Annotated in this window: 19 protein-coding genes, 3 tRNA genes and 1 rRNA gene; 20 read left to right on the top strand and 3 right to left on the bottom strand. The window is 47.0% G+C overall.

Going from position 1 to position 18,956, the window contains the following annotated elements; genetic code table 11:
- Positions 1 to 59: 59 nt before the first annotated feature.
- A complete protein-coding gene (cls, locus tag FO441_RS09255; RefSeq protein WP_145289094.1) occupies positions 60 to 1,541 on the bottom strand; it encodes a cardiolipin synthase in 1,482 nt (493 codons plus the stop codon).
- 135 nt (positions 1,542 to 1,676) lie between these two features.
- Between cls and FO441_RS12630 the strand changes: the two genes are divergently transcribed.
- Complete coding sequence (locus tag FO441_RS12630; RefSeq protein WP_186365535.1) at positions 1,677 to 1,826, top strand: Lmo0850 family protein; 150 nt, start codon at positions 1,677 to 1,679, stop codon at positions 1,824 to 1,826.
- Positions 1,827 to 1,864: 38 nt separating this feature from the next.
- On the opposite strand, the gene FO441_RS09250 is transcribed toward FO441_RS12630, so the two are convergent.
- Entirely contained in the window at positions 1,865 to 3,046 is a 1,182-nt protein-coding gene (locus FO441_RS09250) for an FtsW/RodA/SpoVE family cell cycle protein (protein WP_145289091.1), read from the bottom strand.
- A 139-nt stretch (positions 3,047 to 3,185) separates the two neighbouring features.
- Here FO441_RS09250 and FO441_RS09245 point away from each other — a divergent pair, with 139 nt between their 5' ends.
- The 15 genes from FO441_RS09245 (at position 3,186) to FO441_RS09180 (ending at position 16,422) form a co-directional block, all read left to right on the top strand.
- On the top strand, positions 3,186 to 4,550 hold the full coding sequence (locus FO441_RS09245; protein ID WP_145289087.1) for a UDP-N-acetylmuramoyl-tripeptide--D-alanyl-D-alanine ligase: 1,365 nt from the start codon (positions 3,186 to 3,188) through the stop codon (positions 4,548 to 4,550).
- Positions 4,543 to 5,235, top strand: coding sequence for an alpha/beta hydrolase (locus FO441_RS09240; protein WP_342782189.1), 693 nt, complete (start codon positions 4,543 to 4,545; stop codon positions 5,233 to 5,235). Before FO441_RS09245 ends, FO441_RS09240 begins: the two co-directional genes overlap by 8 nt.
- Before the next feature lie 85 nt (positions 5,236 to 5,320).
- The gene (locus FO441_RS09235) at positions 5,321 to 6,823 is read left to right on the top strand and encodes a DEAD/DEAH box helicase (RefSeq protein ID WP_145289082.1); all 1,503 of its coding nucleotides are present in this window, start codon (positions 5,321 to 5,323) and stop codon (positions 6,821 to 6,823) included.
- A gap of 136 nt (positions 6,824 to 6,959) precedes the next feature.
- On the top strand, positions 6,960 to 7,424 hold the full coding sequence (locus FO441_RS09230) for a PH domain-containing protein (protein ID WP_145289079.1): 465 nt from the start codon (positions 6,960 to 6,962) through the stop codon (positions 7,422 to 7,424).
- Positions 7,417 to 8,937, top strand: coding sequence for a PH domain-containing protein (locus tag FO441_RS09225; RefSeq protein ID WP_145289076.1), 1,521 nt, complete (start codon positions 7,417 to 7,419; stop codon positions 8,935 to 8,937). Before FO441_RS09230 ends, FO441_RS09225 begins: the two co-directional genes overlap by 8 nt.
- Positions 8,909 to 9,382 (top strand): PH domain-containing protein, encoded by a 474-nt coding sequence (locus FO441_RS09220; RefSeq protein WP_145289073.1) that lies wholly within the window; start codon positions 8,909 to 8,911, stop codon positions 9,380 to 9,382. The genes FO441_RS09225 and FO441_RS09220 overlap by 29 nt, the downstream gene beginning before the upstream one ends.
- The gene (gene acpS, locus FO441_RS09215; RefSeq protein WP_145289069.1) at positions 9,379 to 9,726 is read left to right on the top strand and encodes a holo-ACP synthase; all 348 of its coding nucleotides are present in this window, start codon (positions 9,379 to 9,381) and stop codon (positions 9,724 to 9,726) included. The genes FO441_RS09220 and acpS overlap by 4 nt, the downstream gene beginning before the upstream one ends.
- Before the next feature lie 11 nt (positions 9,727 to 9,737).
- Positions 9,738 to 10,889 (top strand): alanine racemase, encoded by a 1,152-nt coding sequence (alr, locus tag FO441_RS09210; RefSeq protein ID WP_145289067.1) that lies wholly within the window; start codon positions 9,738 to 9,740, stop codon positions 10,887 to 10,889.
- 71 nt (positions 10,890 to 10,960) lie between these two features.
- Positions 10,961 to 11,125 carry a hypothetical protein gene (locus tag FO441_RS12625; protein WP_186365534.1) on the top strand — a complete coding sequence of 55 codons (165 nt, stop codon included), beginning with the start codon at positions 10,961 to 10,963 and terminating at the stop codon, positions 11,123 to 11,125.
- Entirely contained in the window at positions 11,126 to 11,497 is a 372-nt protein-coding gene (locus FO441_RS09205) for a type II toxin-antitoxin system PemK/MazF family toxin (protein WP_145289064.1), read from the top strand.
- Between the two features lie 54 nt (positions 11,498 to 11,551).
- Positions 11,552 to 12,565 carry a PP2C family protein-serine/threonine phosphatase gene (locus FO441_RS09200; protein WP_370637550.1) on the top strand — a complete coding sequence of 338 codons (1,014 nt, stop codon included), beginning with the start codon at positions 11,552 to 11,554 and terminating at the stop codon, positions 12,563 to 12,565.
- A 74-nt stretch (positions 12,566 to 12,639) separates the two neighbouring features.
- Positions 12,640 to 12,966, top strand: coding sequence for an anti-sigma factor antagonist (locus FO441_RS09195; protein ID WP_145289058.1), 327 nt, complete (start codon positions 12,640 to 12,642; stop codon positions 12,964 to 12,966).
- 1 nt (position 12,967) lies between these two features.
- Complete coding sequence (gene rsbW / locus FO441_RS09190; protein WP_145289056.1) at positions 12,968 to 13,444, top strand: anti-sigma B factor RsbW; 477 nt, start codon at positions 12,968 to 12,970, stop codon at positions 13,442 to 13,444.
- Positions 13,419 to 14,192, top strand: a complete 774-nt coding sequence (gene sigB, locus FO441_RS09185; protein WP_145289053.1) for an RNA polymerase sigma factor SigB — start codon at positions 13,419 to 13,421, stop codon at positions 14,190 to 14,192. The genes rsbW and sigB overlap by 26 nt, the downstream gene beginning before the upstream one ends.
- 94 nt (positions 14,193 to 14,286) lie before the next feature.
- On the top strand, positions 14,287 to 16,422 hold the full coding sequence (locus tag FO441_RS09180) for a Tex family protein (RefSeq protein ID WP_145289050.1): 2,136 nt from the start codon (positions 14,287 to 14,289) through the stop codon (positions 16,420 to 16,422).
- A 42-nt stretch (positions 16,423 to 16,464) separates the two neighbouring features.
- On the opposite strand, the gene FO441_RS09175 is transcribed toward FO441_RS09180, so the two are convergent.
- Positions 16,465 to 18,021, bottom strand: a complete 1,557-nt coding sequence (locus tag FO441_RS09175) for a catalase (protein WP_145289049.1) — start codon at positions 18,019 to 18,021, stop codon at positions 16,465 to 16,467.
- A gap of 307 nt (positions 18,022 to 18,328) precedes the next feature.
- On the opposite strand from FO441_RS09175, the gene FO441_RS09170 reads away from it, so the two are divergent.
- The 4 genes from FO441_RS09170 to FO441_RS09155 all read left to right on the top strand — a co-directional run.
- Positions 18,329 to 18,400, top strand: a tRNA-Glu gene (locus FO441_RS09170).
- Positions 18,401 to 18,494: 94 nt separating this feature from the next.
- Positions 18,495 to 18,580, top strand: a tRNA-Leu gene (locus FO441_RS09165).
- 24 nt (positions 18,581 to 18,604) lie between these two features.
- Positions 18,605 to 18,678: transfer RNA gene (locus tag FO441_RS09160), tRNA-Gly, on the top strand.
- A 203-nt stretch (positions 18,679 to 18,881) separates the two neighbouring features.
- Positions 18,882 to 18,956, top strand: a 16S ribosomal RNA gene (locus FO441_RS09155); the annotation flags it as partial.

The following is an 18,956-nucleotide window of genomic DNA, read 5'->3' as shown; positions in this document are numbered from 1 at the left end:
TCAAGTTTCGACTTTTAAAAAAAGGACCCGATATCGGGTCCTTTTTTTGTTTCATTGGATTATAGAATTGGCGAGATGAGATTGGCGAGACTTTCCTTCATTCTGATCCATTTGCTGCGGTCAGCATATTTCTCCACGGTCAGCAGTGAACAGTCTCTTATATCGTCTTCGAATACCTGGCGATACTTGCTTGCTTCTTTTTCGTCATATATGAATGCATTGACTTCAAAGTTCAGCAGGAAGCTTCTTACATCGATATTGGTCGTCCCGACACTCAGTACTTCGTCATCAATCATCATGATTTTCTGGTGCAGGAAGCCTTTTTCATAGATGTGCACGTGTGCACCCATCTGCACCAGTGTGCCTGCATTGGAATAGGTCCCCCAGTAGACGAAAGGATGATCGGGCTTGTTCGGGATCATCAGGTGGACTTCAATGCCGCTGAGCATCGCAATGCGCAGCGCTTCCAGAAATGACTGGTCGGGTATGAAGTAGGGTGTCTGGATATAGATGCACTTCTGTGCGCTGTATATCATTTTCAGATAGCCATACTTGATCTGCTGCCACTTCTCATCAGGGCCGCTTGAAGCGATCTGCATGGGTGTATTACCACGATGGTCCAGCTCGGGGAAGTATCTGTCTTCGCGCGTCATGTTGTATCTTTTGGCATGTGAGTTCCAGTCCAGCATGAAGCGGATCTGCAATGATTTTACCGCATTGCCCTCGACCCGCAGGTGGGTATCCCGCCAATGGCCGAACTTCTTGCTCAGTCCGACATATTCATCTCCTACATTGAAGCCGCCGACATAGCCTATGGCGCCATCGATGACAACAATTTTACGGTGGTTCCTGTTGTTTATTCTTGGGTTGATCAGAGGCAGCTTGCTCGGGAAGAAGGCTTCGACCGTACCACCGGCTTCACGCAGTTTCCTGAAGCTGCGCAATGTCAGTGCCCTTGACCCCATATCATCGTAGAGTATTTTTACAGAAACACCTTCACGCTGCTTCTCGAGCAGCGCTTCGTATAGTTTCTTTCCGATGCCATCCAGCCTTAGAATGTAGTACTGGAAATGGATGTGATCCTTTGCGTTCCGGATATCCGAAAGCAGTCGATCGAATTTTTCGTTACCATCGGTAAATGTTTCAACGGAATTATTCATGGTCAGAAACGATTGATTATTATAGAGGAGCATGCGAATGATTTTCCTGTGCTTATCGGCGACTTCGTGTGAAAACTTCTGATCTTCGTTCCGCAGTGCATTGAGCTGATCTTCTACAAGATGTTCGAGGCCAACTTTGTCTTCTTCGTTTATTTTGAATATATTCTGATTATAGATTGTCCGTCCGAAAAGGATATAGATGATGAAGCCGAAGATAGGCAGAAAGAACAGTACAAACAACCATGCCCAGATGCTCTGCGCGCTCCTTCTTTCCAGAAAGATGAGACCAATTGCGAAAAGAAAGTTGATTCCGATGACGATAAGTGTCAGAATGCCGAGTATTGTAGTGTTGGAGAAAAAATCAAAAATGAACCATTCCATGGATGTCACCTCGCTTACATTCTATTATAGACTATGAATATTTAAAATTCTGTAATATTTATTTTTCAAATTGTATGGATAATTATCCGATATCAGGGTAGAATTAAGTCAAGCTGTAATTTAAGGAGTGTCATTATGCATAGAAACGACAATTCCAAAGTCAAGCAGGTCGTCACGATGCTAAATGAACTTGGCGTCAAAGTCAAGATTTCGAGGTCAAGATTCGAAATAATGAACCGTATTGCCCATAAAGAGAAACTCAGGCTGAAAGAACAGAATATCTAAAAAACAACCGCAACCCAGGTCAAGAGTTGCGGTTATTTTTATGCTTTCTGATGATATTGATGGAAGTAGATGCTCATGATGATGCCGACAGCCAGCATATTGGCCCATAGGCCACTGCCGCCGTAGCTGATGAATGGCAGCGGGATGCCGGTGATCGGCACAAGCTGTATCGTCATTCCGATGTTTTGGAATATATGGAAAGTGAGCATTGATAGATATCCGATGATGAAATAGGACGAGAAGCTGTCCGGTACGACCATTGCGATTCTGAACAGGTGCAGCAGAAGCATGAACAGCAGTACGATGACTGCGGTCGTACCGACGAATCCGAACTCTTCGCCGATGATGGTGAAGATGAAGTCCGTATGGTTTTCCGGGATGTAGACGATGCCATCTGCAAATCCCTTGCCATCCATTCCACCGGAGCCGATGGCTTTCAGCGAGTTGCTGAGCTGGAACCCGCCATCCGTCACATATTCCTCTGGACGCAGCCACGAATAGATGCGTTCGAACTGGTAGGGGTGGATGCCGAGATAGCGTTCCAGCAGATCCGGGCGGTAGATGATGCCGAGCACAAGCGCGCTACCCACAGTCAGCCCAATGGCCAGGGTCGGGATGATCAGCCACCAGCTGATGCCGGATACCACAATGGTTCCAAGCAGTATGGCGATCATGACAAGTGTCGTACCGAGGTCATTCTGAAGCAGGATGAACAGCATCGGCAGGATGGATACGGCAAAAATTTTGAACAGCAGTCTGATATCTACACTGAGGTCACTCGCAAGCTTGTATTTATTGTGCTGGCTGATCAGGTAGGCCAGCGTCATTATGTAGATGATCTTGACAATTTCGGAAGGCTGGATACTGAAGAACCCGAACTGGTACCAGCTTTTTGCTCCGTTTATGATCGGCGTTATTGGAGAGACGGGGGCGATGAAAAGGATGACCAGCGATAGCACGCCGAGAGAATAGATGACCCATACATACTGTTTCATCCACTTGATGGGAATGAAGTTGAGTACAGCCACCATGATGAAGCCGAGGCTATAGAATATCAATTGACGTATGCTGAAATCCGTGGTGTACTGCCCGCTTGTCATCGCAGAACGTATCATGAAGATGCTGATTGTACCGAGAAGAACAACCAGCAGAATGAGAATCCAGTCGATTCTGAAGAAAATGCTGGTGTTCTGTCTTTTATAACTTTGATTGTTCTCCAAAAAATTCACCTAACCCATATTGAAATCATGACATTTAGTATACACTATTTTATAATAAAGTCAGTGTGTTTATCCAATAGTAATGCAACCAGATTTTAAAATATCTGCGAATAAATTTTTATGGAGATGGACGAGGCCTATGATTGAAACAACGATAGAAAAGATTGCCGAACTGTGCGGCGGCAGCATGAACCAAGCCGCACAAGCGAGAAAGGATGAAATGATCAGAGGGGTGTCGATCGATACGCGGACCCTCGAAAAGAATAATCTGTTTGTACCATTCAAAGGAGAGAATGCAGATGGCCACCGCTTCATCCAGCAGGCTTTTGACCTTGGCGCTGCACTCAGTCTGACAGAACAGGCAGTAGAGGATGGCAATCAGGATCTGCCGCTCATCCATGTCGAGGACGGCCTTCGGGCTCTGCAGGACATCGCGCAGGGATATCTGGAGGCAGTTTCACCGAAAGTGGTCGCAATTACAGGATCCAATGGCAAGACGACAACCAAAGACATGGTCGAATGCCTTCTATCTCCCCACTTCAAAGTAAAAAAGACGATAGGCAACTATAATAATGAAATCGGCCTCCCACTTACCATTCTGCAGTTGGATAGGGACACTGAGATCTCGATACTGGAAATGGGTATGGATGCAAAAGGGGATATCCGGTTCCTCAGCAGGATGACCACTCCGGACATCGCCATACTCACCAATGTTGGTGAATCCCATATCGAAAAACTGGGATCGAGGGAAAACATCGCCCATGCCAAATACGAAATCGTGGATGGACTCGGAAAGAACGGCACTTTCATCTATTCAAGGGACTATCCACTGCTTGAAGGTATTGTAGATCGCAGCGCGAACTACAATATACGGACAGCCGGCCAGAACGCAGAGAATGATCTGCAGGTCGCAAATGTACGGCAGACGCCGGACGGTACACGTTTTGAACTGCTTCCCATGAAGGTGGATGTCGGGATACCGCAGCTCGGCACGCATAACGCTGCCAATGCGTCGCTGGCACTGCTTGCAGCGGAAGCACTCGGCCTTGATATCAGGGAAGCGAAAAAGCACTTTGAGAAGCTGGTTGTCACAGACATGCGGATGGAGCGTGTCCATCATAAGTCCGGTGCAACCATCATCAATGATGCCTACAATGCCAGTCCCACGAGCATGAAAAGTGCACTCGATACCGTGGGACGCATGGAGGCAGGCAGAAGAATACTCGTTCTTGGAGATATACTGGAACTTGGATCCTATTCGGAGCCGCTTCACCAGTCGATTGCACAGCACATCAATGACTCGGGTCATGGGTATGATTACCTGTTCACATTTGGAGATGCATCAAAAATCATCCACGATTACGCAGATATCGAGGTAAAGCAGCATCACGATGATATCGAATCCCTGGCGGATGCACTGCAGCATGTGATGACCGAGGACAGCGTAATTCTTTTGAAAGGATCCAGAGGCATGGCATTGGAAAGGGTGATCGGTCATATCTAGATCAGTCGGAATACTTTTTCTCCACGGCTATACAGGAGGAAGGCATGAACTCCATCCATTGTTCGACTACTTGAAATCACGGTACGATTTCGAGTACGAATTTCCGGTATATCCCGGCCATGGCACCATTCTGAACCTGAAGTCTGCAGGTGGCGAGGACTGGTACGAGGAAGCACTGGAGGCCTATCTGAATCTGAAGCAGCGGGTGGACCACATCCATATCATCGGTTTTTCGATGGGCGGCGTATTCGCCAGCCATATTGCACAGAATGAACCTGTGGAGAAGCTGATCCTCATCGCCCCTGCATTCGACCCTATCAGCATCACAAAGCCAGTCAGGCTCCACCTGATGCCCCGCCATTTCAGCGAGCACATGAAAATGAAAAGCTACCACAGGGTCAAAAAACGTCTGAGGCATGTGCCTCTTAAAGCCTATCAGGAATTCAAGAACATCATGGCAGTGAAAAAGGAAGGCATTGAAAGCATCGGTGCAGAGACGATGATCATCCATGGCATGCAGGATCTGCTCGTACCTTATGAATCCAGTGTCGAAATTGCGAAGCGGATCCCCGGCGCCAGACTTGAGCTCATCGAGGATGCACCGCATCTGTTCGCCTTTTCAGACCATAATCAACTGCAGTTGAATATACTGACAGAGCGCTTCCTTTTCAACGAAGATAACTAAGCTTGTATTATTAGTCTAGAAGTGTTAATATAGAGAAGTTATGCGTAACGTAAAATGAGAAAGAAAAGTCAAAGGAGACTCTAATTTGAAGTTCTTTAAACAATTAGGTGTCAGTGATGAAACCTTAAAATCACTGGAAGATATAGGATTTGAAACACCAACCCCGATCCAGGAAGAGAGCATTCCACTTGCTCTTGAGAGAAAAGATATTCTAGGGCAGGCACAGACAGGTACTGGTAAAACGGGTGCGTTTGGTATTCCTATTATAGAAACTACAGAGAAGCAGGCAGGCACACAAGTGCTTATTCTAACACCAACACGTGAATTGGCAGTCCAGGTCAGCGAACAGCTGAAGACATTCGCCAAATACAAGAAACTTGGTGTATCCGTAATATTCGGCGGTATGAGCATCGACCGTCAGATCAAAGATCTCAAGAGAAAGCCTGAGATCATCGTAGGTACGCCTGGGCGTATCATCGACCACATCAAAAGAAGAACGCTGAAGCTTGAAAGCATCCGTACGCTCGTATTGGACGAAGCGGATGAGATGATGAACATGGGATTCATCGATGATGTCAAATTCATCATGTCTGAAATGCCATCAGAAAACAGGCAGACATTGCTGTTCTCAGCAACAATGCCACCGGCAATCCAGGAGCTTGTTACACGCTTCATGAAAGACCCGACCATCGTCAAGACGATGAAGCAGGGTGGAAGCGACCCTCAGATCGAAGAACACTATACAATTGTAAAAGAGCTTGAAAAGCTCGAAGTGTTCACCGACTTCCTTGATGTCCACCAGCCGGAACTCGCGATCGTATTCGGTCGTACGAAACGCCGTGTCGATGAGCTGACAAGTGCACTGATTGCCAAAGGCTACCGTGCTGAAGGCCTTCATGGTGATATTACACAATCGAAGCGTCTTGAAGTTCTGAAGAAATTCAGAAACAATGCACTCGACATCCTTGTCGCTACAGACGTTGCAGCAAGAGGTCTCGATATCTCAGGTGTCACACACGTATACAACTTCGACATCCCACAGGATGCTGAAAGCTATACGCACAGAATCGGCCGTACAGGTCGTGCAGGTAAAGAAGGCGTGGCACTCACATTCGTCAATCCGGTAGAAATGGATTACTTGAGAATGATCGAGAATGAGAAGAAGAAGACAATTTCTGCTCTCAGACCGCCACACAAGAAAGAAGTACAGAAATCCCGTGAAAAAGAGACTTTCGACAAGATTGAACAGTGGAAGTCCGAAAACACGAATACCCACACATTCGAAGTCGCTGAACGCCTGCTTGAACAGGGCGAAGCGAAGGAAGTTGTTGCAGCGCTGCTCAACGAATTCCTATTCAGCAGAACAGATGACAGCATCCAGCTTTCATTTGAAAAACCTCTGACACGCAAAGGCGGACAGCGCAGAGGCAAAGGCCAAGGCGGTGGCAAGAAGCCATTCCGTAAAGGACGCAGCCAGGGCCAGCAAGGCGGCGGACGCAACAACAAGCGCCAAGGTGGCGGCGGACGCCCGCAGCAGGGCAGCCAGAAACGCCAGGGCGGCCGTACTTTCAAAGATCATATCAAGTAATATTCATTCATCCTCTGTCCTATCGGACAGAGGATGTTTTTATTTCTATATTTACACAGACAATAGTATGATTGAAGAATACCCGCATTTAATTTAAAGTATAATTAATACATAAGCTCTACCACTGGAGGCAAATATGAATAAAGTACATGGTGATGTCGTCCATTACATGAGAGTCAGGTCCTTCTGGAACTTTCTGGTCTGGGTAGTCGCTGCACTGCTTCTGTGTGCTGCTGCCTATTACTTCGAATGGTCGCACTGGGTCTACTGGGGGGGCTCGATCTGGCTTGCCATCATTTTCATCATCAGCATCCTGATCCGTCCAAGGCTCTACTACCGGGTGACCCGGTATATGCTGAAAGAAGATTTTATCGTGGTCAGAAAGGGTTTCTTCAGAGTATCCACCAAAATGGTCCCGATCAGAAGGGTGCAGGGTGTAAAAGTTTCAACTGGTCCCATTTCCAGAAAATATGATTTTGCCATGCTGGAAGTGAGTACGGCAAGTGCCGGGATCGGACTGCCACCTTTGAAGACGGAGGAGGCATCCGTTTTGAAAGAAGAAATTATCGAGCTGGTAAAGGAGGAGCATTCCGATGTATAGTCCTCAGAAGCTGCATCCCATCGCGTATCTTGGCAGTGTAGTAAACGGAATCAAGAACCTATGGATTCCCCTGCTTATCATCCTGTTCCAATCAAGGGAATCCATCTTCTCGGGCAATGTCTCAATGAAGTACATACTTATTGGAGGGGGCATCCTGGTTCTCGCAATCATCCTGTTCGGCGGCATGGACTTCCTGAATAAGTATCGGACAAGATTCTGGATCGAAGACGGCAAGTTCATCTATAAGGATGGCGTCATCACCAACCGCGAAAAGGAACTCGATATCAGAAGAATCCAGTCGATCGACTTCAGCGAGCCGATATTCCATCGTCTTTTCGGAGCTGTAAAACTTGATATCATTACACCCGGGGATGGCATCAAGATCGATACGATGAAAAAGTCCCAGGCGATATCCCTGCAGGACATCCTCTATGATGAGAAGTCCTACATCCGTGATGAGGTGGCAGTGGGTGACTCGAGTGATTGGCCGAGAAAGACGGGGGAAAAGGACCAGGCTACAGAAGCGCCATCTGAAGTGCTCTATCATATGAACGGCAGATCCCTTCTTCTGATGAGCATGACCAGCGGTGCACTGGGAGCGTTTCTTGCCCTGGTCTTCGGTTTTCTCAACCTGATCGGCGCAGACTTCCTGATCGAGCGCTATTTCGACTACTTTGAAGGTGTCATACGCAATATTGTGCTGGCCATCGGACTGGCTGTCGGTCTGTTCATTGTCGTCGGGTACGCTATCGGCATACTGATCATGTCGATGAAATACTACAAGTACACGCTTAGAATGAAGCATGACGACCTGATTGTCGAGTATGGTCTTCTGGAAAAGAAGCATCAGAGTGTAAATATCAACAGGGTGCAGAACATCATCATCAAGGATTCGATTCTGAGAAGGATGATCGGGTACTATTCGCTGTCGGTCACAATCACAAGCGATTCCCTCGATAGTGAGGATATTGACGGTACGGTCGATCTTCTGCCTTTCATCAAGCGGGACCGGCTGTATGAGATTGTAGGCCAGATCTTCCCGAACTATCATTTGGAGGCGCCGCCAGGCACAGTGCCGGGGCGGGGCTACCGACGGTATTTCCAGATCATGACCGTAATTCTTCTGATGGTTACAGCTGCTGTGCAATACTTCTGGTTCGACTACGCATGGATCATCGGTCTCGTACTCATACTGGCCTTTGTCGTCTCAGGCGTCTACAGTGCGCGCAACAGCGGCTATGCAATCCATGGGGATGAAATCAATCTGATGACGGTCGGCTTTTTCAAGCGTTCGCACTATGTCATCAAGCAGGAGAAGCTGATTGAAGCGGAGTGGGTCTACAATCCGTTTCTCCGTCGGGATGATCTCGGCATCATCACACTCGTGACTGCAGCCGGCATGCTCGGATCCCGGGCAACACTCAAGTTCATCGATCAGAAGGATATCGATAAAATATGGAACTGGGCGGAAAGGAGCACCTCACATGCAGAAGATTTCTCCAAAGGCGATTAAAGTGTGGCGCATCCGCGAGGCAATCGGTGCGGCCATCGTCCTGCTGCTTGCAGTGGCTGCGCTGGTCGTCACTCTTTTTGTCTGGGATGCATTTCCGTGGTGGATATCCTTGATACTCTTCATCATCTTTGCTTATATTGCAGTAGTCCACGTATGGCTTCTGCCCGGCCTGAAGTACAAATATTTCCGCTTCCAAGTATCGGCGGATGAAATCCGGATCCATCAGGGCATCTTTTTCAAGGAGAAGCATGCCGTACCGCTGTTCCGCGTGCAGAATATCGATACGACGGTCGGTCCGCTGATGAAGCGGTATGGGCTTAAAGGGGTGACATTGAAAACCTCTGCAGAACGCATCCATATACCGGAACTCGAATCGGATGAGGCGGATATGATACGCAATGACATCAGAAAACTGATCAATGAAAATACGAGGCGGACACAATGATTAAAGGACTTGGAACAGATATAATAGAAATAGAACGTATAAGAAGTGTGGAAGGGGAGAATCGCAGGCTGTCAAAGCGGATTCTCGCACCGGATGAGATGGATGTGTACAATCGGCTTTCCGATGGCGGTAGAAGAATGGAATATCTGGCGGGCCGTTTTGCAGTCAAGGAGGCCTACAGCAAGGCGCTCGGGACAGGCATCGGAGGCAATGCCGCCTTCAGGGATATCATCTGCCTCAATGATGAGAGCGGCAAACCCTATATCCAGAACAATCCCCACGCCCATGTATCCATTTCACATTCCAAAGCGTATGTTGTGGCAACAGTCATAATTGAAGATTAAGGAGCATGACCATGTCGGAAAAATATTATAGAAACTCTGTTGTAGAAGTGGACCTTAACGCGGTGCACCGCAACTACAAAGCCATTCACGCACTGCATGAAGACAAGACCTTCATTGCTGTAGTAAAGGCCAATGCATATGGTCTCGGCAGTACGACGGTAGCAGAATACCTCGGAGCAAGAGGGGTTGAGTTCTTTGCGGTGGCGACATTGGACGAAGCAATCGAACTCAGGATGCACGGTATCAAGAAGAAGATTCTTGTACTCGGTCCCATCATTCCGGAAGATATCAACAAGGCCATCCAGCACCGCGTGGCAATCACTGCACCGAATCTCGACTGGCTTCAGAAAGCCCAGTCGCATGTTGAGGATATGGATGACAAGGAAGTCTGGATCCACATCAAGGTGAACAGCGGCATGAACCGCCTCGGTACTGCGGATAGTGGGGAGATCGAGAAGATGATCGATATCATAGAGCGCTCTGCACATCTGGTATATGAGGGCATCTACAGTCATTTCAGTTCAGCAGATATCGATTCGGATCAGAATGATAAGGAATATGAGAAGTTCAAGCGCATCACATCTTCAGTCAGAAAACCGAAGTATGTCCATGTGCAGAATTCGGCCGGTGCCCTGCGTCTCGATGACGACTACTGCAATGCAATCCGGGTCGGCATATCCCTGTACGGCTACTATCCTTCCGAATACATCCGGGAGATCTCCAAAGTGGATCTTGCACCTTCTGTTGCTCTGAAGACGGAGGTGGTGGACGTCCATGTACTCGAAAAGGGGGAAGGGAACAGCTATGGTCTCGACTATAGTGCCACCGCCGGTCAGAAGATAGCCACATTGCCTCTTGGCTATGCCGACGGATTCCTCCGGGCGCGGACAGGATACCATGTGTCGCTTGAAGATGGGACGTCCTGTCCTGTTGTCGGCAAGGTGTGCATGGACTATATCATGGTCCAGGTGCCGGATGCTGTGGAGCCAGGCGACATCGTCGACGTCATCATTCCGGACAGGGCGTCCGAGCAGTCCATGGAAGCGTACAGTGATTTTGTCGGTACCATTCCATACGAGTCGCTGTGCATGCTGTCGAGGCGTCTGCCACGACTCTACCATGGTGATGCGCCTGTCATTGTCAATAATGAAGTTTTAAAATAATCTAGAAATGATTTTTTATACATGTTATCATTATTATAAGTTTAATGATGTTATTGAGGAGTGGTCTGGCAATGACGAATATGACTTTGGTAAGCAGCATCGAACATTCTCTTGAGCACGGATATATTGAAATGAGTGAGATTAACCTTTCGATTGCATCAGAAAACCACGAAGTAGAGTGTGAAGCCTGGCAATGTAATGAAGATTTCCTCGTTTATAGTAAAGATGGTGAATAGATGAAAAGAGGAGAAGTGTATCTTGCGGATCTATCGCCCGTCCAGGGGTCCGAACAGGGTGGCAAGCGGCCGGTCGTCATCATCCAGAATAATGTCGGCAACTATCATAGTCCTACAGTGATTGTTGCCGCAATCACCGGGAGGATCAACAAGGCGAAGATACCCACGCACGTCGAAATTTCGAAGGATGCTTATAATCTGGACAAGGACTCGGTTATTCTTCTGGAACAGATACGGACAGTAGACAAGAAACGACTTAGGGAAAAGCTTACATATTTAAATGAAGATAAGATGAAGGAAGTGGATAAGGCCCTGATGATCAGTCTGGACCTTGCATCATCCAGATCCAAGAAATCCCAATCTAAATCCTGATGGACTTTTGTATTCAAAAGTCTTTTTTCAGTACGAGGTGATAGTATGACATATATTGATAATATCGTAAGCAACTACAAGGATATCATCCAACTGTATTTGTATGGAGAAGAGCAGGGAGAAGCTATCGAGAGATGCCAGACCTTCAGTGAGGAAGTCATTGAAATGGACGCTTCCCCGGAAGAAATCGTATCGCTGCATATAGAACTGCTCGATGATATGGGCATTCAGGATGGTGAACTGGTCAAGAAATCATTGGATATCCTTCAGGAAGTCATCATTTCTTTCGGTTTTACATACAGGGACTACAAGTCCATGATGAATAAGCTCGAGATTCATGACAAGGAGATGGATGTTGCATCGAGTCTCCAGGAAACGATGCTGAAAACCGCAATTCCAACATTCGACACGATGGAAATCGGAGCGATCAGTGTGCCCGCGAGAAAAGTGAGCGGCGACTACTTCAATATCATCGACCATAAGGACGGAATGCTCAGCTTCGCTGTTGCGGATGTCATCGGCAAAGGCATACCGGCAGCAATCGCCATGAGCATGATCAAGTTCGGCATGGATTCCTACGGCTATTCACAGCTGCCGAGCGACAGCCTCAGAAAATTGAATCGTGTCGTGGAGAAGAACGTCAATCAGAATATGTTCGTCACCATGTTCTATGGCCTCTACGATCACAGTACCGACCTTCTGTACTATTCTTCAGCAGGACATGAGCCGGCGCTCATCTACCGCTACGAGGATGATGAATTCGAGGAGATCGATGCAAAAGGCGTTGTGCTTGGAGTCAAAGCCCACGCAAGGTATGAGCAGAGAGAAACTAAAATTGGACCAAAGGATATGATCATCGTCTTCACAGATGGAGTTACGGAACTTAGAAAGCATGATGATACTTTCATAGATTTCGAAAACGTCAAGGACATGATCCGTCAGGCGAGGGACCATCATCCGCAGGACATCGTACAGTACATCTATGAATCGCTTATGCGCATACAGAATCCGAACAAAAAGGATGACCTGACGCTATTCATTTTAAAAAATAATAAAAACTTGGATTAAGCATGTTTTATTATTTTTTGAACGGGTAAATTGCTAAGGAGTTATGTATTCAACTGAATGGGAGTGTAGTTAGTATGAACATTAATATCGACGCAACGGAGAAGGAACAGGAATATTCAATAGTACTTGAAGGCGAACTTGATGTCTATACTGCACCAGAACTGCAAAAAGTACTGGAGCCGATCAGACAGACAGGAAGCCACGACATAAGAATAGATCTGACTGATGTCAGCTATATGGACTCTACAGGCCTTGGGATTTTTGTAGGAACACTGAAGGACCTCAACCAGCATGACAGGGAGCTATACGTAACAGGCGTGTCAAAAAGAATTCTCAGACTGTTTGAAATAACCGGACTCAGAGACCTGATGCATATTAATGAAGCCTCGGAGGTTGAATAGAATGCCACAGCAGTACGATTATATAGAAATGAAATTTCCGTCCAGTGCAGAATACGTAGGACTTATCAGGCTGACACTTTCCGGCGTACTGTCGAGAGCCGGCGCAAGCTATGACCAGATTGAAGACTCCAAAATTGCTGTCTCGGAAGCTGTTACGAATGCAGTCAAGCATGCATACGGGGAAGATGAAACAGGGGAAGTGCTTATCGGTTTTGCGGTATACAGCGATAAAGTTGAAATTATTGTTGCCGATCATGGCCAGAGCTTCAACTACGAAGCAGTCAAGGAAGAGCTTGGGCCATATTCCGAAGATGATAATGTGAACTATTTGAGAGAAGGAGGTCTGGGCCTCTTCTTGATTGAAACATTAATGGATGAAGTCTATCTTAAAAAGGATCCTGGTGTCACAATCAGTATGACGAAGTTTATTAATGAAAGTCAGGTGCATTTGAATGGAGAAACAATCGTCAATCGATAGAGGACTTGCAGCTGAAGATATCAATGCACTGATTCGCAGTCATCAGGAAGAGGGAAACCCGAACGCCCAGGCGAGACTTGTCGAACACTACCAGAAACTGATCGAGTCGCTGGCCTACAGATATTCAAAAGGCCAGAGCCACCACGAAGACCTTGTGCAGGTCGGCATGGTGGGTCTACTTGGTGCAATCAAACGGTTTGATGCATCCTACGATAGAAGATTCGAAGCATTCCTCGTGCCGACGGTGGTCGGTGAAATCAAGAGGTACTTGAGGGATAAGACATGGAGCGTCCATGTACCCCGCAGAATCAAGGAGATCGGACCGAAGATCAAGAATGCCAATGATGAACTGACCAATCGCCTGGAACGTTCTCCTCAGATCAGTGAAATCGCAGAATATCTTGAAGTGTCGGAAGAAGATGTTCTGGAAGCGATGGAGATGGGACAGAGCTATAATGCGCTCAGCGTCGATCATTCCATTGAAGCGGATAAAGACGGTTCCACTGTAACACTGCTTGATGTCATGGGACAGTCGGATGATAACTATGACCTTTCCGAAAAACGCCTTATTCTTGAGAAGGTGCTGCCTATCCTTTCAGAACGGGAACGTGAAATCATCCAGTTCACTTTCATGGAAGGATTGAGTCAGAAGGAGACGGGTGAACGTGTCGGATTGAGTCAGATGCATGTATCGAGACTTCAGCGGACAGCCATCAACAAATTACGGCAGGCAGTAAGCGAAAAATAGACGATTACCAGACCTCATCCTTAAGGGTGAGGTTTTTAATGTTATACTGGGTATACTAAATTTATTAGACATCAAAGCAACTGGGAGAGATTAGATGAATGAAGCGCTGATTAGAGAGCTTAAAAGTACTGTCGGCAAACAGGAAAAATATATCCGGGGAGTGCTCGATCTTCTCGAAGAGGGGAATACGATTCCTTTCATCGCACGCTATAGGAAAGAGATGACGGGCGGCATGGATGAGCAGGAGATCAAAGCCATCCATGACAGGTTCTCCTACTTGCAGAGTCTGGAGAAACGGAAAAGTGAAGTCATCAGACGTATCGATGAACAAGGTCTTCTGACAGAACAGCTTGAGCAGGACATCATGAAACAGACCGTCCTGAAAAGGGTGGAGGATCTGTACAGACCCTTCAAACAGAAAAAGAAGACCCGGGCGACAGAGGCGAAGAGAAAAGGGCTTGATGGACTGGCCCGGGTCATCCTTGAACAGCAGGCGGGAGATGTGGAAGCACAGGCTGGGGACTTCCTGAATGACGAAGTGGAGACTGTGGAAGAAGCGATAAAAGGGGCGCAGGATATTATTGCTGAAGAGATATCCGATAACCCGAAATACCGCAATTATATATTGAAGGTGTTCAGAGAGAGTGCCGACCTGACAACACGTAAAAAGAAGAATGCCGAAGATCAGACAGGTGTCTTTGAAATGTACTATTCCTATGCGGAGCCGATAGACAAAATTGTTCCACATAGAGTACTTGCCATCAACCGGGGTGAGAATACCGGTGTTCTGGCAGTCAAGTTCGACTATGATAATGACCGGTTCAAACGCTATATCGGCAATCAGGTACTGAAGGAGAAGTCGACCACTGCGATGTATATGAGAGCAGCAATCGAAGACAGCCTGAAGCGGCTGATTGTTCCATCGATCGAAAGGGAAGTACGCCAGAATCTGACTGAATCGAGTGAAAAGCATGCCGTGCACATTTTTGAGGAAAATCTCAAGCGTCTGCTGCTTCAGCCGCCTTTGAAAGGCCATGTCATTCTTGGAGTGGACCCGGCATTCAGAACAGGGTGCAAGCTTGCGGTCATCAATGAATCGGGCCAATTCCTGTATAAAGGTGTCATCTACCCGCATCCGCCTCAGGGGAAAGTTGATCAGGCACGCAAAGTGATCATGGACATCATCGCCGACTATGATGTTACACTGCTTGCCATCGGAAACGGAACAGCTTCACGCGAAACCGAACTGTTCATCAGTGAAATCGTCAACACGGAGAATCTCGATGTGCAGTTCATCATCGTCAATGAAGCGGGGGCCAGTGTGTATTCCGCCTCTGATGTTGCCCGTGAGGAGTTTCCGGACTTCAATGTGGAGGAACGCAGCGCGGTCTCCATTGCAAGAAGGGTACAGGATCCACTGAGCGAGCTGGTCAAGATTGATTCGAAGGCAATCGGAATCGGACAGTATCAGCATGACGTCAACCAGAAATTCCTCGACGAATCATTGAACTTCGTTGTTGAAACATCAGTGAACCAGGTGGGTGTCAATGTAAATACGGCATCGCATATTCTGCTGCAGCACGTTGCCGGGCTGTCTCCAGCCATAAGCAGAAACATCGTAAAGTACCGTGAGGAGCAGTCCGCTTTCAGATCCCGTGAGGAGATAAAGAAGGTGCCGCGTCTCGGGAACAAGACCTACGAGCAGTGCATCGGTTTCCTTCGGGTTTTCGATGGGGATGAGCCGCTTGACCGGACGCCGATCCACCCTGAGAGATACAAGGAGACTTACTGCCTGCTTGAATTTCTGGAAATGGGGCGTTCGGATATCGGTACAGATGCACTGATCAGTGCAGTGGATAAGCTGGATCTTGATCAGACGGCACAAAATCTGGCAATCGGAGTACCAACATTGAAAGATATCATCGACAGCCTGAAGGCGCCGACCCGTGACATTCGGGATGACTATGAAGTGCCGATGCTGAAATCTGATGTTCTGAAGATGGAAGATCTGAAAGAGGGCATGAAGCTGTCCGGCACAGTGCGTAATGTGACGGATTTCGGTGCATTTGTGGATATCGGCGTAAAACAGGATGGGCTGGTCCACATATCCAAGATGACCAGCAAATTCATCAAGCATCCGATGGAAGTCGTCAGCGTGGGAGATATTGTGGATGTGACGGTTACCGGTGTAGATACAGACAAGGGCAGAATATCATTGAGCATGAAATAGAAAATATCCCTATCGGACGAGCCGATAGGGATATTTTAATGATTACTGGTTGCCTTCAAGGTCGACATCGTCGATGTTGATGCCCATCGCTTTGGCAACACCACGGCCATAGGCCTGGTCTGCCTTGTAGCAATTTCTGATATGGCGATGTTTCACTTTGTCGGAAACACCGGACATCTCGTTCGCAGTATTTTCAAAGATGGTCTGTTTCATTTCATCAGACTGCAAATTGAAGAGCTTGCCCGGCTGCTCGTAATAGTTGTCATCGTCATCACGGAAGTTGTGTTCGTAGATGAGACCTTCCATTTCGAGTGCCGGCTGTTTCGCGTTTGCATCATCATTATACTGATCATAGCTGTTTGGATAGTAGTTCGTATGCGCACCCATGTTGCCATCTACTCTCATAGCTCCATCACGGCTGAATGGGCAGACGTTTGCTGCACCTTTAGGTGAGTTGACCGGAATCTGGTGGTGGTTGGCACCGAGACGGTAGCGCTGTGTATCTCCATAGGAGAAGAGACGGCCCTGCAGCATCTTATCTGGTGAGAAACCGATGCCAGGTACGATGTTTGTCGGTGCAAATGCTGCCTGCTCGACTTCTGCGAAGTAGTTTTCAGGATTGCGGTTCAGTTCGAACTCGCCCACTGGAATAAGCGGGAATTCATCCTTGTACCATACTTTCGTCAGATCGAACGGGTTGTGGTAATGATTTTTCGCCTGTTCTTCCGTCATGACCTGGATGAACATCTTCCATTTAGGGAAGTCGCCTTCCTCGATGGCATTGAAGAGGTCTCTTTGTGATGATTCGCGGTCCTTGGCAATGACCTGTTCAGCTTCTTCTGCAGATAGGTTTTCAATACCCTGCTGCGTTCTGAAGTGGAACTTGACCCATACACGTTCGTTATCGGCATTAACCATGCTGTATGTGTGTGAACCGAAGCCGTGCATGTTTCTGTAGCCCTTAGGAATACCACGCTCTGTCATAAGTATTGTGACCTGGTGCAGAGCTTCAGGAAGCAGTGTCCAGAAGTCCCAGTTGCTTTCGCCGTTGTGCATGTTGGTTTTAGGGTCACGCTTGACCACGTGGTTAAGACTTGCGAAAAGCTTAGGGTCGCGGAAGAAGAATACCGGTGTATTGTTGCCGACAAGATCCCAGTTGCCTTCTTCAGTATAGAACTTGAGTGCGAATCCGCGGATATCTCTCTCTGCATCTGCAGCACCACGTTCACCAGCAACAGTTGAGAAACGAGCGAACATTTCCGTCTGTTTACCGACTTCGCTGAAAATACTGGCTTTTGTATATTGAGTAATATCATTTGTTACTGTAAATGTACCGAAAGCACCGGAACCTTTCGCGTGCATACGTCTTTCCGGAATGACTTCACGGTCAAAGTGTCCCATCTGTTCAAGGAAATAAGGATCCTGCATGACCATAGGGCCACGTGGACCAGCAGTCATGGAATTTTCACGATCTCCAACTGGCGCTCCAAAGAGTGTAGTCAAACGATCGCTGGGTTGGTTTTTGCCCTGTGCTCTTGGCTCGGTTCCGCCACCTGCGCGTGCATCACCGGGTTGATCTTTTGGTTTTTCGAAATCCATTTATAAATCCCTCCAAGATGTTATTCATAATCCTTGTTTAGAATTATTATAAATAAATAGTAACACATTGATGATAAAAAACAATACTAAACGCTGCATAAGATCATGAAGAATTGTCCATGGTTCCAGAAAAATACGAAGCAGAGGAGGGCGGACATATGAAAATCTTAAAGGCATTATATAGGAAGAAATACGTTGATAATATAAGAGTAGTACAAAACATTAAGCTTTTGTAAAAAAAGTATTAAAAACGTATTGACTTTATAAGCATATGGCTTTATTATAAATATCGTTGCATTATTCATACGGCCCGTTGGTCAAGCGGTTAAGACACCGCCCTTTCACGGCGGTAACACGGGTTCGAGTCCCGTACGGGTCACTTTTAAAAATTATAAAAAGTTTTTAAAAAGCATTGACAGTGAAACCCTTAAAGTGTACAATAGGATTTGTCGCTTAAAACATATACATTACATGCGGTTGTGGCGGAATCGGCAGACGCGCTAGGTTGAGGGCCTAGTGGGAGTTAAATCCCGTGGAGGTTCAAGTCCTCTCAGCCGCATCATCCTTAAATTTTATAAACTACGCGGGTGTAGTTAAATGGTATAACCTCAGCCTTCCAAGCTGATGTCGTCGGTTCGATTCCGATCACCCGCTCCATTAAAACTTCAAATGAAACTTTCGAAAGTGTAAAATTGACACTTGAATAGTTTTGAAAGAAGCTGTAATATAGTAAGAGTGCTTCAAAACAGAACATTGAAAACTGAATGACAATATGTCAACGTTTAATTCCGATAAACGGATGGCCACAGCCATCCACTTGGGCGCCAAGTAAAAACGCAAACGGAGTCAGAGAACTTCCAATTATGGAGAGTTTGATCCTGGCTCAGGATGAACGCTGGCGGCGTGCCTAATACATGCAAGTCGAACGCGCGGAT

This window comes from Salinicoccus cyprini (genome assembly GCF_007713705.1).
In the GTDB taxonomy this organism is placed as follows: Bacteria; Bacillota; Bacilli; order Staphylococcales; family Salinicoccaceae; genus Salinicoccus; species Salinicoccus cyprini.
This window is presented reverse-complemented; position numbering and strand designations above follow the sequence as displayed.